This window comes from Niastella sp., assembly GCF_045805085.1.
GTDB lineage: Bacteria > Bacteroidota > Bacteroidia > Chitinophagales > Chitinophagaceae > Niastella.
In genome coordinates this window covers 1-17,476 of record NZ_JBJMLX010000106.1, presented here as the reverse complement: position 1 = coordinate 17,476, position 17,476 = coordinate 1, and the positions used below count along the sequence as shown (strand labels likewise).

Annotated in this window: 13 protein-coding genes; 9 read left to right on the top strand and 4 right to left on the bottom strand. The window is 46.2% G+C overall.

What is annotated here, in order from left to right; genetic code table 11:
- Positions 1–121: 121 nt before the first annotated feature.
- The 3 genes from ACJ751_RS05130 to ACJ751_RS05120 all read right to left on the bottom strand — a co-directional run bounded on the left by ACJ751_RS05130 (position 122) and on the right by ACJ751_RS05120 (position 3,386).
- Positions 122–1,177 (bottom strand): efflux RND transporter periplasmic adaptor subunit, encoded by a 1,056-nt coding sequence (locus ACJ751_RS05130; protein WP_407744300.1) that lies wholly within the window; start codon positions 1,175–1,177, stop codon positions 122–124.
- A gap of 141 nt (positions 1,178–1,318) precedes the next feature.
- Positions 1,319–2,680, bottom strand: coding sequence for a TolC family protein (locus ACJ751_RS05125; protein WP_407744299.1), 1,362 nt, complete (start codon positions 2,678–2,680; stop codon positions 1,319–1,321).
- A 70-nt stretch (positions 2,681–2,750) separates the two neighbouring features.
- Positions 2,751–3,386 carry a TetR/AcrR family transcriptional regulator gene (locus ACJ751_RS05120; protein ID WP_407744298.1) on the bottom strand — a complete coding sequence of 212 codons (636 nt, stop codon included), beginning with the start codon at positions 3,384–3,386 and terminating at the stop codon, positions 2,751–2,753.
- 686 nt (positions 3,387–4,072) lie between these two features.
- Between ACJ751_RS05120 and ACJ751_RS05115 the strand changes: the two genes are divergently transcribed.
- From ACJ751_RS05115 to ACJ751_RS05105, 3 genes are all read left to right on the top strand, one after another.
- Entirely contained in the window at positions 4,073–5,980 is a 1,908-nt protein-coding gene (locus tag ACJ751_RS05115) for a DNA polymerase III subunit gamma/tau (protein ID WP_407744297.1), read from the top strand.
- A 236-nt stretch (positions 5,981–6,216) separates the two neighbouring features.
- Positions 6,217–7,881 carry a pyruvate dehydrogenase complex dihydrolipoamide acetyltransferase gene (locus ACJ751_RS05110; RefSeq protein WP_407744296.1) on the top strand — a complete coding sequence of 555 codons (1,665 nt, stop codon included), beginning with the start codon at positions 6,217–6,219 and terminating at the stop codon, positions 7,879–7,881.
- Positions 7,882–8,417: 536 nt separating this feature from the next.
- A complete protein-coding gene (locus ACJ751_RS05105; protein ID WP_407744295.1) occupies positions 8,418–9,275 on the top strand; it encodes a hypothetical protein in 858 nt (285 codons plus the stop codon).
- 263 nt (positions 9,276–9,538) lie between these two features.
- On the opposite strand, the gene ACJ751_RS05100 is transcribed toward ACJ751_RS05105, so the two are convergent.
- Complete coding sequence (locus ACJ751_RS05100) at positions 9,539–11,380, bottom strand: PQQ-binding-like beta-propeller repeat protein (RefSeq protein ID WP_407744294.1); 1,842 nt, start codon at positions 11,378–11,380, stop codon at positions 9,539–9,541.
- A 237-nt stretch (positions 11,381–11,617) separates the two neighbouring features.
- On the opposite strand from ACJ751_RS05100, the gene ACJ751_RS05095 reads away from it, so the two are divergent.
- From ACJ751_RS05095 to ACJ751_RS05070, 6 genes are all read left to right on the top strand, one after another.
- Positions 11,618–12,478, top strand: a complete 861-nt coding sequence (locus ACJ751_RS05095) for a UbiA family prenyltransferase (RefSeq protein WP_407744293.1) — start codon at positions 11,618–11,620, stop codon at positions 12,476–12,478.
- The gene (locus tag ACJ751_RS05090) at positions 12,475–13,575 is read left to right on the top strand and encodes a type III polyketide synthase (RefSeq protein WP_407744292.1); all 1,101 of its coding nucleotides are present in this window, start codon (positions 12,475–12,477) and stop codon (positions 13,573–13,575) included. The genes ACJ751_RS05095 and ACJ751_RS05090 overlap by 4 nt, the downstream gene beginning before the upstream one ends.
- A 61-nt stretch (positions 13,576–13,636) precedes the next feature.
- Positions 13,637–14,332, top strand: coding sequence for a methyltransferase domain-containing protein (locus tag ACJ751_RS05085; RefSeq protein WP_407744291.1), 696 nt, complete (start codon positions 13,637–13,639; stop codon positions 14,330–14,332).
- An 8-nt stretch (positions 14,333–14,340) separates the two neighbouring features.
- Positions 14,341–15,480 carry an NAD(P)/FAD-dependent oxidoreductase gene (locus ACJ751_RS05080; protein WP_407744290.1) on the top strand — a complete coding sequence of 380 codons (1,140 nt, stop codon included), beginning with the start codon at positions 14,341–14,343 and terminating at the stop codon, positions 15,478–15,480.
- Positions 15,464–16,918, top strand: a complete 1,455-nt coding sequence (locus ACJ751_RS05075) for a hypothetical protein (RefSeq protein WP_407744289.1) — start codon at positions 15,464–15,466, stop codon at positions 16,916–16,918. Before ACJ751_RS05080 ends, ACJ751_RS05075 begins: the two co-directional genes overlap by 17 nt.
- A 76-nt stretch (positions 16,919–16,994) precedes the next feature.
- Positions 16,995–17,476: GbsR/MarR family transcriptional regulator (locus ACJ751_RS05070; protein ID WP_407744288.1), on the top strand; the 482-nt coding region annotated here is incomplete at its 3' end.

Below are 17,476 nucleotides of genomic sequence, written 5' to 3'. Positions count from 1 at the left end.
AACGATTTTTATTACGCGGGAACCGAAAAAATGAGTTGATATTTTCTGATAGTTTGTTCGTACCATTGGGTCAGCACGGACATCATTTCATCACTGATGGTAGTATTCTTTTTCATACTTGCTATTTTATCACTTTCACGAATGATTTATCTGTGAGGTAACCTACGCCTTCTGTTACTACTTCGCGCGCACTGTCAAGACCGCTTATAATGGCCGCCTTGTTGTTTTCCAGGAAGGCAATGGTCACTTTGTTTTTAGTAACGGTTTTACCATCGGCATTTATGGTGTATACATAACCGGTTTTATCAGTTGCTTCGGTCAATGCTTCCACCGGCACCATGGTAACTGTTTGTTCACCGGCTGGTTGCAATTTTACCGTGGAGAATAAACCGGCGGCAAAGCGGGCGTTACCGGGTAATACTTTTACTTCTATTTCATAGGTACCGCTCGATACATCGGCGCCCTGTGCTATCTCCGTGATGATGCCGGTAAATGTTTTGTTGGGATAGGCGTCTATTTCTACAGAAGCCTTCTCTCCTTTTTTCAGCACCGCCCAGTCTTTATCCGATACCCCAAAACGGATCACCCAATCGTTCCCGGCGGTTCCATTGAATTGAAACACCGGTGAACCTGAACTGGCCAGTTCACCTTCATTCATTAATTTTTTGAGAATGGTTCCGCTTTCGGTAGCACGTATTTGCGCGTACTGTTGGTTGAACCGGGCAATGCGTAAGCTTTCTTCTGCAACCGTTAACTGCGTACCGGCATTCTGCACCTGTTCCAACGTAGCTACGGTATCGTTATATAAATTCCTGACCCTTGTTACATCGCGCTGTACTTTTTCAACACCCTGCGCCGCCTGTTGTACCTGGGCATTTATCTCGGTCAGATCGAGCGTGGCAAGCAGTTGTCCCTTAGCCACATGATCGCCTTCCTTTACATAGATCTTTGAAATAATGCCGCCTATTTTGAACGACAACCGCGCTTCAGCTGTAGAAGCCATGCTGCCTGAATATTTCAGCACCGGTGCATATTGAGTAGTTGTAACAGGTTGCACTTTTACTGCAATGGCTTCATCAACCACATCGGCTGCTTTTGCATTGCCTTTGCAGCTTGTTAATACAACCGCAGTGGCAGCGATCAATAAAAAGGTAAGGGGGAGGAATATGCGTTTCATGAGAATTATTTTGATTATTAGTAACTTCAGTTTGATTATGATGAATGGTGAATGGTGAATAGCTCGCGAATTTTGAGATTAATCACTGACTCTGCGCCGTCGGGAATCCATTGACCATTGGCCATTGACCATTCACCATCCTTAAAATTTATACGAAGCGGTAGCGCGTTCCAGTTCGGCGGCGCGGGTTAATGCTGCCAGCTGGGCTAATGAATAATTTAATTGAGCACTGGTTAATTGTGTGCGGGCATCGATCAATTCTATTTGCAGGGCCTGGCCTTCGCGGAATCTTCTTTCAGCAAAGCGATAGGTTTCTGTTGCACTTTGCACTTCATCATTCAATGCTTCCAGTGTTTGTATAGCCGAGCGGTAATTATTCAGGGAGGTGCGCACCTGTAATGACAGTTGCTGTTGTACATCTTTATACTGGTTGCCGAGCGCATCCAGGTCAAGCTGGGATTGTTGGATCTTGTATTTATTATCATTCGCTTTAAACAGGTCCCACTTGAACTGCAAACCGCCTAACTGATAAAACTGATCGCTATTGAACCGGAAACCAAAACCCTGAAAACCGACATTATAGAATGCATTGAGTTTTGGTACCAGGTAATTGCGGTTCATCTTCATGCTGGTACCAACTACTTTTTGCGCGCTTTGTATTTTGGTCAGCTCTTCGCGATTAGTAGGTACTTCAAGCGTGGCAGGCACGGTTGTATTTGTTCTTTCAAGCAAAGTGGTATCGGCCGTAACAGGCGCCTCCAGGTTGTCATTCAACAAACAATTAAAATAAGCAGCGGCATTCAACTGTTGATTGGTAGCGGTAATCAGCGATGCTTTTACCTGGCTTACCTGGGCTTTTGCCCGCATTACCGATTCCCTGGTGCCTACATTGTTCTGCACAAATTTTTCGCTCACGCGTAAATTTTCACTGGCCAGCTTCAGCGCATTATTATAAATGTCTACCGCTTTGCCTGCCTGCAGGTATTGATAGTACGCTTCCTTTATATGTTGAACCAGTTCGCGTTTGTAGATCTCTATATCTATCTGTTGGGTATGGATCAGCTCCTGCTTAATGGCTTTGTTATAATAGAGATCTGTATTCACCAGTGGCATCGATACTTCCAGGCGGGTGTCGTGAAAGTCGTTTGGCAGGAACGTGATCTTCTGGTTCTGCACCTGCGGAAACTTGCTGGCGCCGGTTAACTGGTTCAGCGTAGAGTACACATTGTTCAACAGGTCGCCAATGGGAATATCCTGCGTACGCCCGCCCGAAGCCAGGGTATATTGCGAGTTCAAGCTGGCCTGTGGATAGAACAGGGTTTTTGCCCTTTTGAGGTCCACTTCGGCTCTTTGCAGGTCGAATGATCTCTGGTGCAGGGCCAGATTGGTTTCAAGCCCCTTTTTAATATAAGTATCCAGGATGGTGGTTTGCGCAGCGGCCGCCTGAGCAAAAAGCGCCCCTGCAACCCCGATCATGATCGGGATTGATAGACTTCTTTTCATAAGTCGATCTGTTTTATTTTATTATGTAAATAATCTTAACGGTGTTAAGTAATGGAGTAAAAAAAAACCGTTAGGTTTTATTATCAGAAATTTCCAGCGAATTCAATTGCCAGGTTAATCCTCTTTGCATCATTGCAACCATTTGATCCTTCGGCACCAGCTTATCGAACCGGTCCCTGATAGCCAGGGCTACCATGCCATGCACCATACTCCAGATCGACATAGCTACTGCATCTACATCCCCTTTTTCGATAAGGCCTTTATCCATGCATTCTTTAATGGTTTCCTTTAGTTTTCCCAGGGCCAGATCGCCACTTTTCCATTCACAATTTGCATCGAGCGCTTCCAAAGCTTCCATAGGGGCCTTTAATATGAACATCAACTCATAAAAGGCAGGGTTTTCCAGTCCAAACCGGATGTAATACTCACCCATTTTGGCCAGACGAATGAGCGGATTTTTTATTGTCCACAGGTCGGCATTATATTCAGCCATTTTTTGAAAACCCATTTCGTGCAGGTTGAACAGGATCTCGTTCTTGTCTTTAAAATAAAGATAAACCGTTGTAGGACTGTATTCTATAAGGTCAGCAATTTTTCTGATAGACACATTTTCGAACCCCTGCTCCATGAATAATTTCATGGAAGCATCGAGGATCATTTTCCTGATCTCCAGTTTTTGTTTCTCTTTCCTCTCTGTTATACCCATAATGCTTTAATTAACGATACAAATATACTTAACACTGTTAAGTTTCCAAACAAGTACTCCAATTTTTTTAAAAATTCTTCAGATCAACCCACAGGATCTGGATTTGACTACCTATTGATGTATTATGTAAGACCCCTGACCTTAAGGTCTTCTTAAGGTATTCTTAAGGTGATGCTAAGTTTATCCCAGGGAAAAAACCCTAAGATAACCTTAAGATGACCTTAGGATAACCTTAGGATGACCCTAGGATGAGAGGTAGCATAGAAGTGGTTGGTAAACCGCATAAGGCTGAAATGGAAGGGAAACAGCAGTGGATCACCTCCGCTAAGCTTCGGCGACACGCGGACTACAATCGAAGGCCACTTTGCCCCGAGGCTTGCGCCTCCGCCAAAGCTTCGGCGGCACGCGGACGGCGGTCGATGACCGCCTACGCCAAGGCATTGGCGGTCGAAGGCAAAAGGTGAATAGCGATCAGAACGTACAAGTGAGTGACACAACGGAAGTTGAGGCTGGAACCGCAGTTTGCGACATACATAAAACCAACTTTCCGTTCAATGTGGATAAGCCTGTTTTAAAGACACAAACAACAGATATTCAGATTGTTAGCACATTTTCAAATTTGCTAATTTGCACAACTTGTTCCGGCATTGCCGGGATTGGCTTATTCCTTACATTTGCGACATATCATGGATAAATTCATTGTTTCAGCCCGGAAATATCGTCCGCAAACCTTTGACACGGTTGTTGGACAAGCGCATATTACCACCACCCTGCAAAATGCGATCAAGAATCATCACCTGGCGCATGCCTTTTTGTTTTGTGGTCCGCGTGGGGTGGGCAAAACAACCTGTGCCCGTATTCTGGCTAAAACCATCAATTGCGAAAAGCCTTCTGCAGAGGGGGAAGCTTGCAATGAATGCCCATCGTGTATGTCCTTTAATGAAGGCACTTCACTGAATGTTTTTGAATTGGATGCTGCCAGTAACAACTCGGTGGAAGACATTCGTTCCCTGGTAGAAAAAGTAAGATTCGCGCCCGAACCGGGTAAACATAAAGTATATGTCATTGACGAGGTGCACATGCTTAGCTCTTCGGCTTTTAACGCCTTTTTGAAAACGCTGGAAGAACCGCCTTCCTATGCCATCTTCATTTTGGCCACTACAGAAAAGCATAAGATCCTACCCACCATCCTCAGCCGATGCCAGATCTTCGATTTCAAACGCATCACCAATAACGATACGGTAGAACACCTGGAAAGCATTTGTAAAAAAGAAGCCATCAATGCCGAGAAGCCGGCCTTACAGATCATTGCCCGCAAAAGCGAAGGCTGTATGCGCGATGCACTCAGTATCCTCGATAAAATTGTAAGCTTTACCAGCGGTACCGTTACTTATCAAAATACCCTGGAGCACCTGAACATTCTGGATGCAGACTACTATTTTAAACTAATAGACTGTATGCAGAACCAGGACCTGGCCGGCGCCATGTTATTATATGACGATATTGACCGCAAGGGTTTTGAAGGCGACATGGTACTGAACGGGTTTGCTGAATTTATTCGCAACCTGCTGGTATGTAAAGACGAAAAAGTAGCGGGTCTGCTGCAGGTAGTAGAAAGTTTTAAAGATAAATACATTGCCACCGGGCAAAAAACCCCGGTTGCTTATCTCATCAGCGCCCTGAATATTTTGAATGAAGCCGAGATCAATTTCAAGGGCGCACGTAACAAACGACTGCACACCGAACTGGCCATTATAAAACTTACCTACCTGCAACAGGCGCTTGAACTGGCTGCCAGCGGAGATGGCATTTCTAAAAAAAAAGTAGCTGAGGGAACCCAGTCCGTAGCTTTTCGTAAGCTGGGGATGGTAGAAGATAAAAAGGCACCCGCCTCCGCTAAAGCTTCGGCGGGCGAGGGACAGACTACGGCCCCAAAAACTGAGATTCCCGTAAAAAAGGTAGAACCGACAGTTTATCGCCAACCCACTGATGAAGCAAAACTAATTATAGAAGAACCTTCGGTTGGGTATCTTAGTCCGGATGAGGAAGAGTTGAATTATATTAACTCTATGCACTCCAGCAATGGAACAGCAACTCAAGCAAACATTCCCCCCCAAACCGGGGGGGGCAAGGGAGGGGCCGCAACGCCCAAACTGGGGACGTTGGAATCCATCAGGCAGAAATTTGCCGGCAAACAGGCAGGCGCCACCAACCCGGTAATACCCCTTACGATCGAGCTATTGCAGCAACACTGGGCCGATTTCTCCCAAAAATTAAAAGATAACAAGAACCCGGCCGCCCAGTCGTTCGATATGGCGCAGCTGGTTATTACCAGCGAGAACTCGTTTGAAATTGCTACCAACAATAACCTGGAGCAGAAATTCATCGAGGGCGAACGCCGCGAATTATCGGAATACATGCAGCAAAAGTTCAATAACCGCACCTTGCTGTTCACGATTGTGGTTACCGATAACCCGGTAGCTTTTGAACCCACGGAGCGGCCCCTTTCAACCAAAGAACAATACATTAAAATTATAGAGCAATACCCGCTGGTGAATGAGTTGAGGAGCAAGCTGAAATTAGGGTTTGATTAATCACCGGTTTCCCGGTTCCGGTTGCCGGGAAATCAGCCGTGGTAATGAATTCAGCGTATTTGCAAAAGATGGCATGCTGCCGTTTCAATCAGCTGAAGACCGCAGGCGGCGAACAAATACGGGCAAACCGTAAACTGGTAACTGGCAACCGGTAACCTTTAGAGTTTTCCAATTGACCATTTTGCTGTAATTTCGGGCACTCAAATCGAAAAAATCAGAATATCAAATAAGAATTTATGGCTGAAGTGATCTTAATGCCCCGCCTGAGCGATACCATGACAGAAGGCGTGATAGCGGCCTGGCATAAAAAGGTAGGCGACAAAGTAAAGAAAGGCGACTTACTGGCTGAGGTGGAAACCGATAAGGCCACCATGGAACTGGAAAGTTATAAAGATGGCACCCTGCTTCACATTGGTACTGAAAAAGGGGGAAAACTACAGGTAAATGATCTGCTGGCCATTATCGGTAACCCCGGTGAAGATATCAGCTCGCTGATTGGTGGTGGTGGTCAAAAAGCCGCTGCTTCTGCCGCTCCTGAAAAAACGGCAGCTCCTGAGCCAGCCAAAGCCGAACAACCAGCCGCTCAACCTGCCGCTTCCGGTGGCGCTACACTCGACCTGGCCAATATGCAGGAAGTGATCCTGATGCCTCGCTTAAGCGATACCATGACAGAAGGCGTAATTGCCGCCTGGCATAAAAAAGTTGGCGACAACGTTAAAAAAGGCGACCTGCTGGCTGATGTGGAAACCGATAAGGCTACAATGGAGCTGGAAAGCTATAAAGAAGGTAAATTATTATATATCGGTGCGCAAAAAGGCGATAAAGTTCCTGTTAACGCCCTGTTGTGCATTATTGGCGATGAAAAGAAAGTGGATGTTGACAAGATCGTGGCTGCCGCCAAAGGTGGTGCTACTACTTCAGGCGCCGCTGCACAAAGCCAGCCACAGGCTGCTGCTCAAACTACCCCAACTGCCAGCGCAGCCACTGAAACTGCTGCTGTGGCCGCTGCTGACAGCAATGGCAGAGTGATCGCTTCTCCCCTAGCTAAAAAATTAGCCGCCGATAAAGGCATCGATATTTCCAAAGTTGCCGGTTCCGGCGATGGCGGTCGTATCATTAAAAGAGATATTGACAATTATACGCCTGCTGCAGGTGGCGGACAAGCCGCTCAAACTGCTGCGCAACCTGGTAAAACTACTGCCCCTGCCGTTGCTGGTCAGGTAAGCTTTGAAGATGTACCGGTTTCGCAAATGCGTAAAGTAATTGCCAAACGTTTGGCTGAAAGCAAATTCTCTGCTCCTGAATTCTACCTCACCATGGAAATAAACATGGACAAAGCGGTAGAAAGCAGAGCCAAAATAAATGAAATTGCTCCGGTTAAGATCTCGTTCAACGACATGGTGTTAAAAGCCTGCGCTATTGCTTTGAAACAACACCCCAAAGTGAACAGCAGCTGGATGGGCGATAAGATCCGCGTTAACCATCATGTGAACATCGGTGTAGCGGTAGCAGTTGAAGAAGGCTTACTGGTTCCTGTTGTACGTTTTGCCGATCTGAAATCATTATCACAAATTGGCGCTGAGGTAAAAGAATTCGCGAAGAAAGCAAAAGATAAAAAACTGCAACCTTCAGATTGGGAAGGCAGCACCTTCACCATCAGCAACCTGGGGATGTTTGGTATTGAAGAGTTCACTGCCATCATTAACCCACCAGACTCTTGTATCCTCGCTGTAGGCGCCATTAACCAGGTTCCTGTAGTGAAGAATGGTCAGATCGTTGTTGGTAACATCATGAAAGTTACCTTAACCTGCGACCACCGCGTGGTTGACGGAGCTACCGGCGCCGCCTTCCTGCAAACGCTGCAAGGGTTGTTGGAAGAGCCATTACGGATGCTCGTTTAAGAACAATGCAACTAGTTATAAAAAAGGCCCTGCTGGTAAAGTGGGGCCTTTGCTTTTTTATGGAGCTTTTCGTGAATCGGCAAAGGGTAGAAGGCAAAGGGCAAAGGGCCGCGACGCGGCAGTCGTGAATCGGCAATCGGCAATCGGCAATCGGCAATCGGCAATCGGCAATCGGCAATCGGCAATCGGCAATCGGCAATTTTGGCCTCGCGATATAATCCAACCTGTTAACTTTTCAGCAGGCCCCCGGCCCCTTCGGCGGCCGAATGTGGAGGAGAGAAATACAACCTCGCCCTAATTATTCAACTTGTTAACTCGTCAACCCTTTATCAACTCCATCAACCCTATCAACGCTATCAACTTCCAACTTTATTTCTCCTAATCACCTTCTACCTCGTTAACTTGTTAACTTATCAACTTGTTAACTTATCAACTTGTTAACTCGTCAACTTGTTAACTCGTCAACTGATCAACTGGTCAACTTGTAACATAACATCCTTTTATTTACTTTTACTTCAACCCAACTACCTAAACCCATGAGGCCTGTATTTTCCCTGTTGCTCGTTGTTATAAGCTTATCCTCCTGCCAATTCTATAACGAAAAAGAAGGACTCCCCTTTACCAAAGATTCCCTGATGGGCAACTGGATGCTGATACGAGTAACCAATTCAGCAAAGATCGTAAGCGGCAATAGTGATGCGCTCTATGAATACCGGGATTCGGTAATGGCGCCTTTAAACAAAAGTTTAGAACTGACTGCCTTTAACTTTCAACCCAAAGGCATTGTGACCATTGATGATGGCAAGATAGAAGAGTCAACCGGCCAGTGGTATATTAACGACAATAAGCAGATCCTGCTTCAATACAAATATCTCGTTGAGCAGGACAAATCCCTGTTTACGATCAGGCATTACTGGCACGACAGTCTGCGGCTGCAAAATCCCATTGGCAAAAATCAGGACACGCTGTTTGTTAATTACATTCTTCAAAAACTACGAACCAACGATAGCGTGCCTGATCTGTTTGATCCGGCATTGAACAAATGGCGAACAAAGCCCACGCAGCCTGAAAGCGATGAGGCTATTAAAGCCCGGCTTAAGCAGGTGATCGATTATTATTCCGGTTATTTCGCCAATATCTCCGGCAACAGGATCCCCTATTTTAATATTGAAAAATTGCTTTGCCCTATCAAGTTCTACAGCGGCGGTATAGGCATGAAGAAATTCAAGGCTGCTGATGACTGGACAAAAGTATATTACGACAGCACAGACGCGCATAAAGCGCATGGCATGCTTGACGAGGCATTTGATAAATTAAAAGGCTACCCCGATCGCGGTGGTAATTTTGCAGCTGAATATGCCGCATCGCTGAAGATGTTGGTGAAAGTGTTGTAAGTTATACAAAAGTCTCACTGGTAAAGTGAGGCTTTCGTTATATTAAGATGATATCCTGGCAGCCGGCAAACGGCAGACGGCAGAAATGAAAGGCAGTGGGAAAACTGCTGTAAGTGAATACAGGCTGAAAGCAGAAAGCATATACACCGCGACGCGGCGATTGTTGAGTGGTTAGTTGTCAACTCGTCAACTGGTCAACTAGTTAACTGGTCAACCTCTTACATTATTCCACCCAACCTTCTTCCACCTCGTTAACCTGTCAACTAGTAAACCCCCAGTAACGCAACCTTCCCATCCATAGTAGAAACAACCAACTCCTTCTTGCTTAACACGCGAACGGTATTCACCATGGAGTTATCGATCTTATGCGCCCAGATAGTTTTTTGCGTAGCCGGATCGATCGCATATACCACGCCATTGCGCGTACCAAAGAAAACCTGTCCCTCTTTTTCAATCAGCATGCTGGGCACGTGTTCATAACCAAAACCGGCATTCATTACCCAGGCCGGGTGTTGCTCTGTGCGACTGGTTGCATAGGCCGCTACGGTATCCTGCATGGTTTTTCCATACACATACTTTCCATCGGCCGAGATCCCTATCGATTCCCGTACGCGGGTTTCACTGTTCTTCCATAAGGTAGCGCCCGATACTGCATCGATGGCATACAGCGTGCGGTTTGGACAAACTACATACACCACGCTGTCGTGCGCTACGGGAATACAGGCAGCAGGTGAGAAATTAACCACCGTAAAACCGGGATCCCATTGCCAGGCCAGTTGTCCACTGTTTCTGTTCACAGCATACAGATTCTTATCCCAGGCGCCAAAGATCACGTTATTGCCATAGATCAGCGGTGTGCTTACAACGGGTCCCTGTAAACCTGCAAACTTCCAGAAAGGCGAACCGTTCTTCAGGTTCAGGGCCATGAAATTGTGATCGCTTCGGCCAATAAAAACCGTGTCCTTTACAATCACCGGCGAACCCAATACCGAAGCTGCTGTTTTATACTTCCAAACCAGTTGACCGGTTAAGGTATTCAAACAATACACATAGCCATCACCTGAACCTAATACTACTTTGCCTGCACTTACAGCAGGTGATGAAAAGATAGCGCCATTGGTTTTATAGCTCCATTTCTTTTTACCGGTTTGTTGCACCAGTGCCGTTACCACGCCATTCTGATTACCGAATATTACCAAATTGTTAGCCACTGCCGGTGTTGAGATCACATTGGCATCGGAGGCAAATACCCATTTCGGTTTTACCTGCGCATATTGCTTATTGATGGCATAAGATGGACGTTCATAGTGACCAACTGTATCAACCTTGTGCAGTAGTACTTTTGTCCAGGGCTGTAGTGGCTCGCCACCCGGACGGCGCTCCGTATATACAATGGAATCAGGTGTTACATCCACCAGGTTATATCCGCCCAATGGCGCTTTGGCCCGCAGGTTCGACCGGCCCATAACTCCGGGAATACCTTCAAAATTCAGGGCATGGTTGTTATGGCCATGGCCGCACATGATCATCAGCGTATTGTATTTTCTTAACCGGTCGGTAATCTCGTACCAGTTATCGAGGGAATTATCGATGGGATAGTGATTGCAAAATATGATGGGTTGATTGTTGGGCGTTTTAGCCAGCACACTATCCAGCCACACAATGGCATTGCGGGGCACATGGCCATCGCTCATGCGCACATATGGACCCGAAGCGCACCCGATAAACCGGATGCCATTGTAGTCGAATTTAAATTTATCGTACCCGAACGTGCTGGTGTAATGATCGCCGCCGCTTTCACTCCACCCCGCATCATGGTTACCCGGAATAATGTAGTATTTCGGTTTTAAACTGTCCAGTATTTGTTTGGCCTTCGCCAGCTGCGCATCTGTGCCCAGTTCGGTAATATCGCCGGTGATGATCACAAAGGCCACATCGTTCAACTGGTTAATATCCTGTATCGTATGCCGCAGGTCTTCTTCTGCCGAACCATTGGGCGAGCCGATGTGGGTATCACTAATATGAATAAAACGAAAGGGTTTGATCTGCGCCTGACCCAGGATAGCTCCCAACAACAACATGGAAGTAATGAATAGCCTTTTCATGGCTGCCAAATTAAGATAATAATAGAGAGCAAATACCAGCAGAAAACGGCAACTCCGAGTTAATGGGAAAATTAGCAAATATGAAAATGTGAAAATGAAACACAGCTCACGTGAGTGCTTCGCGTGAGCTTGTATTATTCACAGCCGCTGACAGCTGTGTATTTCATTTGCCAGTTTTCACATTGTTCTTCCTATCTTTAAAGAGTCCGTTCCGGTTTAACCGGGGCGGACTCTTTTATGTTACAGTCATCTACCATTCAACTACTCAGGTTTCATTTTTCATTTTTCCTGTTACCGGTATACCTGTTTGCTGTAAGTCAGGTTCCCGTTATTAATACATCACATGCGGTATTGATATTTTTCATTCTTCATTTCCTGGTATATCCATCCAGCAACGGTTACAACTCGTATATGGATCGCGATGAAACGCCTATTGGCGGGATCAGGAACCCCAAACAACCAACGCGCCAGTTATTTTATGTAAGTGTTATTATGGACGCACTGGCCATCATATTAAGTCTTTTTATCAGTTACTGGTTTACTATTTCCATAATAACCTATATAGCCGCCTCAAGGGCGTACAGCTACCGGGGCATCAGGCTTAAAAAACATCCGGTGGCGGGCTATGTAACGGTAATAATATTTCAGGGCGCCGTAACGTATTTTATGGTTTATCACGGAAGCAGCATTGACAAAACGATAACAGTGCCACCGGCAGATATGGTGGCGGCCAGTTTACTGATCGGTGGCTTTTATCCCCTCACCCAAATTTACCAGCACGAAGCCGATAAAAAAGACGGCGTAATTACCATCAGCGCTTTATTAGGCTACCGCGGCACTTTTATATTTGTGGCACTGGTATACACCCTGGCCATGAGTGTGCTGGCGATGTCGTTCTTCTCCCATAATGAACAAAATAAATTTATCGTCTTAGCAACTGTGATGCTACCAATTCTCGTATATTTTTTCAGGTGGGCAGGTTTGGTGTGGAAAGATGTTGGCAATGCAAATTTTGCCAATACCATGCGGATGAATATGCTGGCATCCATCTGTACCAACCTTGCATTCCTTACCTTATTAATCTGGAGGGGATTTTGAGTAAAATAATTGCCATCGGTACCGCTGTGCCCGCATTCCGGCACAAGCAGGAAGATATTCTGCAATTCATGCAGCTTATTTATTCGTTTACTGAAGCCGACAAACGCCGGTTACGTTTTCTGTATCATCAAAGCCATATTGATACCCGTTATTCTGTGGTCCCCGATTACAGCCGGCCCTGCCCGGAATGGAAATTCTATCCGCATACCGAAAACCTGGAGCCATTTCCATCACTTGAGTTGCGCATGACCTGGTATCATAAATATGCGCCGCAATTATCGGTGAACGCTATCCGCGATTGTATCGATGGTAAATTATCAGAATCTGAGATCACGCATTTGATCACCGTTAGCTGTACCGGTCTCAGCGCCCCCGGCCTCGACCTGCAAGTGATGGAATTGCTCGATCTGCCGCGTAACACCGCACGTTCTTCCATCAACTTTATGGGTTGCTATGCCGGCGTTCACGCTTTGAAAACCGCCGATGCTATTTGCCAGGCCGATAAACAGGCAAAGGTGCTGATCGTGTGCACGGAGCTGTGCACGTTACATTTTCAACGGGAGCCAACGATGGATAACATTGCATCGAGCCTGTTATTTGCCGATGGCAGCGCCGCTGCGGTAGTTACAGCCGATGAGCATCCGCTGAAGGGCCTGCACCTCGATGGTTTTTATTCAGAAGTGATCCCCAAAGGCAAAAAAGACATGGCCTGGGAAGTATCGTCTACCGGCTTTCTGATGACGCTCAGCAATTATATTCCAGACCTGCTTGAGGAAGATTTCGCCCAGCTTACCAACAGGGCGCTGGCCAAAAACGGGTTATCCAGACAGGATATTTCGCACTGGTGCATACACCCCGGCGGAAAAAAGATCCTGGAAACCGTTCACAAAACCCTGTCGTTTCAAACAAACGAACTGCAGGCATCGTATGATGTAATGCAGCAATACGGGAATATGTCGTCCGCCACCATTTTCTTCGTACTCAAAAAAATGGCGCCTGCCCTCGTGCGCAACCACAACAGAAAAGAACACATTTTTTGCGCGGCTTTTGGGCCCGGCCTCACTATGGAAACATTTGTAGCCTCAACGAATTGCTAATATTTCAACCGGTTTGTACAGGGGGTTTCGCGGGTCAGGCAGAAAGTCATATATTACAAACGTGAATTTTCGCCACAGATCATATCAATCCGAATTGCTCGACCGTCCGGATATTCCTTTTGAAGATATAAAACGGAATATGCGGGAGTTGAATTTCATCAACACCTGGCTGGGCGGGCATGCTATAACCATCAATGGCGTGGCGGCATTGATGAGAACCAGGGAACCCATTACTATCTGTGAGATCGGCTGTGGCGGCGGCGATAACCTGGTAGCCATAAAAAAATGGTGCGACAAAAGAAGTATTCCCGTTGCTTTTATTGGCATTGACATCAACCCGCATTGTATTGAAGTGGCGGCCAAACGGTTACTCAGCAATATTCAGTTGATCTCCTCCGACTATAAAGACGTTGAACTGGAAACACCACCGGATATAATTTTTTCCTCCCTGTTCTGTCATCATTTCTCCGACCGGGAAATGGTAAAACAATTACAATGGATGAAAACCAATGCCCGGATAGGTTTTTTTATAAACGACCTGCACCGGCACAAGGCAGCTTACTATTCCATTAAAATTCTGACGAACCTGTTCTCGAAAAGCTACCTCGTTAAACACGATGCACCTTTATCCGTAGCCCGCGGTTTTACCAAAGATGAATGGATACAGTTTTTCAGCATAGCCGGCATCAGTGATTTTTCTATAGAATGGAAATGGGCCTTTCGCTGGCTGATCGTATCAAAAAACAAGTGTGATTAACCTATAACGTGAGCCTTCAACCCAAATATGATATCGCCATCGTGGGTGGTGGACTGGCCGGACTTGCCCTGGCCATTCAAAGCGCGCGTGCCGGTTATAAGACCGTATTGTTCGAAAGAGAGAAATACCCCTTTCACAAAGTTTGTGGTGAATATATCAGCCTCGAAAGCTGGAATTTTTTGCAGGACCTTGGGCTGCCGTTGAGCGATATGCAGCTGCCCATTATCAACCGCCTGCTTATTACTACGCCCAATGGAAATTATATTGAATCAACCCTGCCGTTAGGCGGGTTTGGCATCAGCCGGTATTCCATCGATAAATTACTGGCCGATATCGCCCGCCAGGAAGGCGTTATTCTGCTGGAAGAAACCAAAGTGGTGAATATTGTTTACCGCAATAATAGCTTTCTCCTGTTCACCAATAAAGGCGATTCAGAAGCAACCGTAGTGGCCGGCGCCTATGGTAAACGCGGCAACCTGGATATTAAATGGAAACGCCAGTTCACTAAAGTAAAACCCAATAAACTCAACCACTATATTGCGGTAAAATACCACATTCGCACCCACCACCCTGCCGACCTCATAGCCCTCCACAATTTCGAGAACGGATATTGTGGAATTTCCCAAATTGAGGAAAACAAATATTGCCTTTGTTATTTAACTACAGCAGCCAACCTGCGTAAATGTAGGAACGATATTAGCAGTATGGAAAAGGATATTCTCATGAAGAATCCTTTTCTTGAGAAAATATTTTCCAACGCCGAAATGTTATACGAAGAGCCGTTAACCATTTCCCGGATCTCATTCAATAAAAAAACACAAGTTGAAAACCATGTTTTGATGATTGGCGACACTGCCGGCCTTATTGCGCCACTATGCGGCAATGGCATGAGCATGGCGCTGCACAGCAGCAAACTTGCCTTTGAAGAGATCAATTCGTTTTTACAGGGACGAATTAACCGGTATGAAATGGAAATTCAATACACCGAGCAGTGGGAAAAATACTTTGGCCGGCGCCTGCAGGCTGGTCGCTTGTTACAAAGCTTCTTCGGAAGTTCAATCCTATCCAACGTACTCATAAAACTGGTCAAGCCCTTTCCAAAGTTTGTAGCGTTCCTAATTCGACAAACTCATGGTAAACCATTTTAACAAAAAATGGTTATTGCACGCTCTATGGTTACTTCTGATTCACACAAATGGTTACTCGCAGGATTACTATGCGCTTCAGGGCAGTAATTATGCAGGCAGCCTGGGCATTGGCAATAACCCCGCCTCCATTGTAAATACTCCTTACAAATGGGATGTTTCCATTTTAGGGGTACAGAAAAAGATTGCCACCAACAGCATTATTATTCACAACTGGTCGCTGTTCAGCGATCCCGGCAAGTCGCAGTACAGTATCAGGGAGGGCGATTTCAGGCGGTATGCCTATGACGACCTTAATGTAAACCTGCTCAATACGCGCATTGCCATCAACCGCAAACAGGTTATTGGCTTTGGACTGAACCTGCGCAGCTATGCACAGGCAAGCACCGGACGCGTAAATTATATAGACACGCTTACAAGCACCCGCGATTTTTTCGACCTCGGCAATTACAACCGCAAACTGTTTGGCGATCTCACGCACAGCGCCTGGCTGGAATTCTATTTTACCTGGGCGCAAACCATGTGGGACAATGCCGACTCGCGCCTGAACGCCGGCATTACCGCAAAAGTATCCCGCGGTATCAGCGACGCCTACATCAATATCCTGAATGGCAGCGGCACCCCAACCATGCACAATAATATCAGCGATTATACCTTGCAGGATGTTTATGCCGAGTATGGCTACTCCGGCAATTACGATGGCTGGAAAAAAGGAAGAAGCACAAACCAGAACCTGCGCGATTTTTTAAGCAATGCCCAGACCGGTTTCTCCTTTGACCTGGGTGTTGAATACCTGGTTAAATCGCAACAGATCACTACTGTATGGGACGATGACACGTATTACGACTATGACTGGAAGATCGGGTTGTCGTTGCTCGATGTAGGGTTCAATCAATTCAAATATGGCATCAACAGCCGAAAGGTCAGCGGCTTTCAGCCCAATGTCACCGACACAGTGATAGACATCAGGTTTGATAACATCCACAAACTGCAGGACTTTAACGATGACCTGCCCGGCATTGTCAAAAACATTCAACAACCTACGGGGATGTTCCATGTTATAAACCCCACACGCCTGGTGCTGAACGTTGATCACTTTATCAGCGGCGCCTGGTATATAAACGGCAATGCTTCGCTTAATCTGTCGTCACTGAGCGGCAGCCAATGGCGGCTAACAGAATTGAATATGTTAACCATTACTCCCCGTTGGGAAACCCGGCGATTGGGATTTTTCCTGCCCATACAATTCAATACCAAAGAAAAACTGTGGGTAGGCGGTGCGGTGAAACTAGGGCCGTTGTTATTAGGTATCCACAACTGGGCCAACGTATTTAGTAAAAACAAAATGCAAAACGGCGGCGGATACCTGGCCCTGATAGTACGCCCCTGGAAAAATACTAGGGAACGTTTAGACAAAAGGCTCGACTGCCCGCCAAGATAATTTCGATTATCCAGGGCATCTTATTTTCAATAAGTTTTGAAAATTCAGAAATGCACCTTATCTTTGGGGAGTAAATATGAAACTGGCAGACGCACAAAAACAATTCATTGCTTCCTGGGGAGCATTCGGTTCACACTGGGGCATTAACCGCACCATGGCGCAAATACATGCGCTGTTGATGATTAGTCCTGACCCATTGAGCCAGGACGATATCATGGAGCAACTCAGCATCAGCCGTGGTAATGTGAATATGAATATCCGTGACCTGATAGACTGGGGACTGGTAAGCAAAATTTTGATCCCAGGTGAACGAAAGGAATATTTCTCGGCGGAAAAAGACATCTGGAAAGTGGCCACGCAAATTGTAAAGGAGCGTAAGAAACGAGAGCTGGACCCCATGCTGCGCCTGTTAGATCAGTTGGAAAACATTGAGGGCGATAAAAAAGATAAGCACGCCAAACAGTTTACCGAAACCATTGGCAACATCAGGAAGTTTGGTCAGCAGGCCGATAAAATGCTCGACACCATGGTAAAGGCCGATGAAAACTGGTTCCTTGG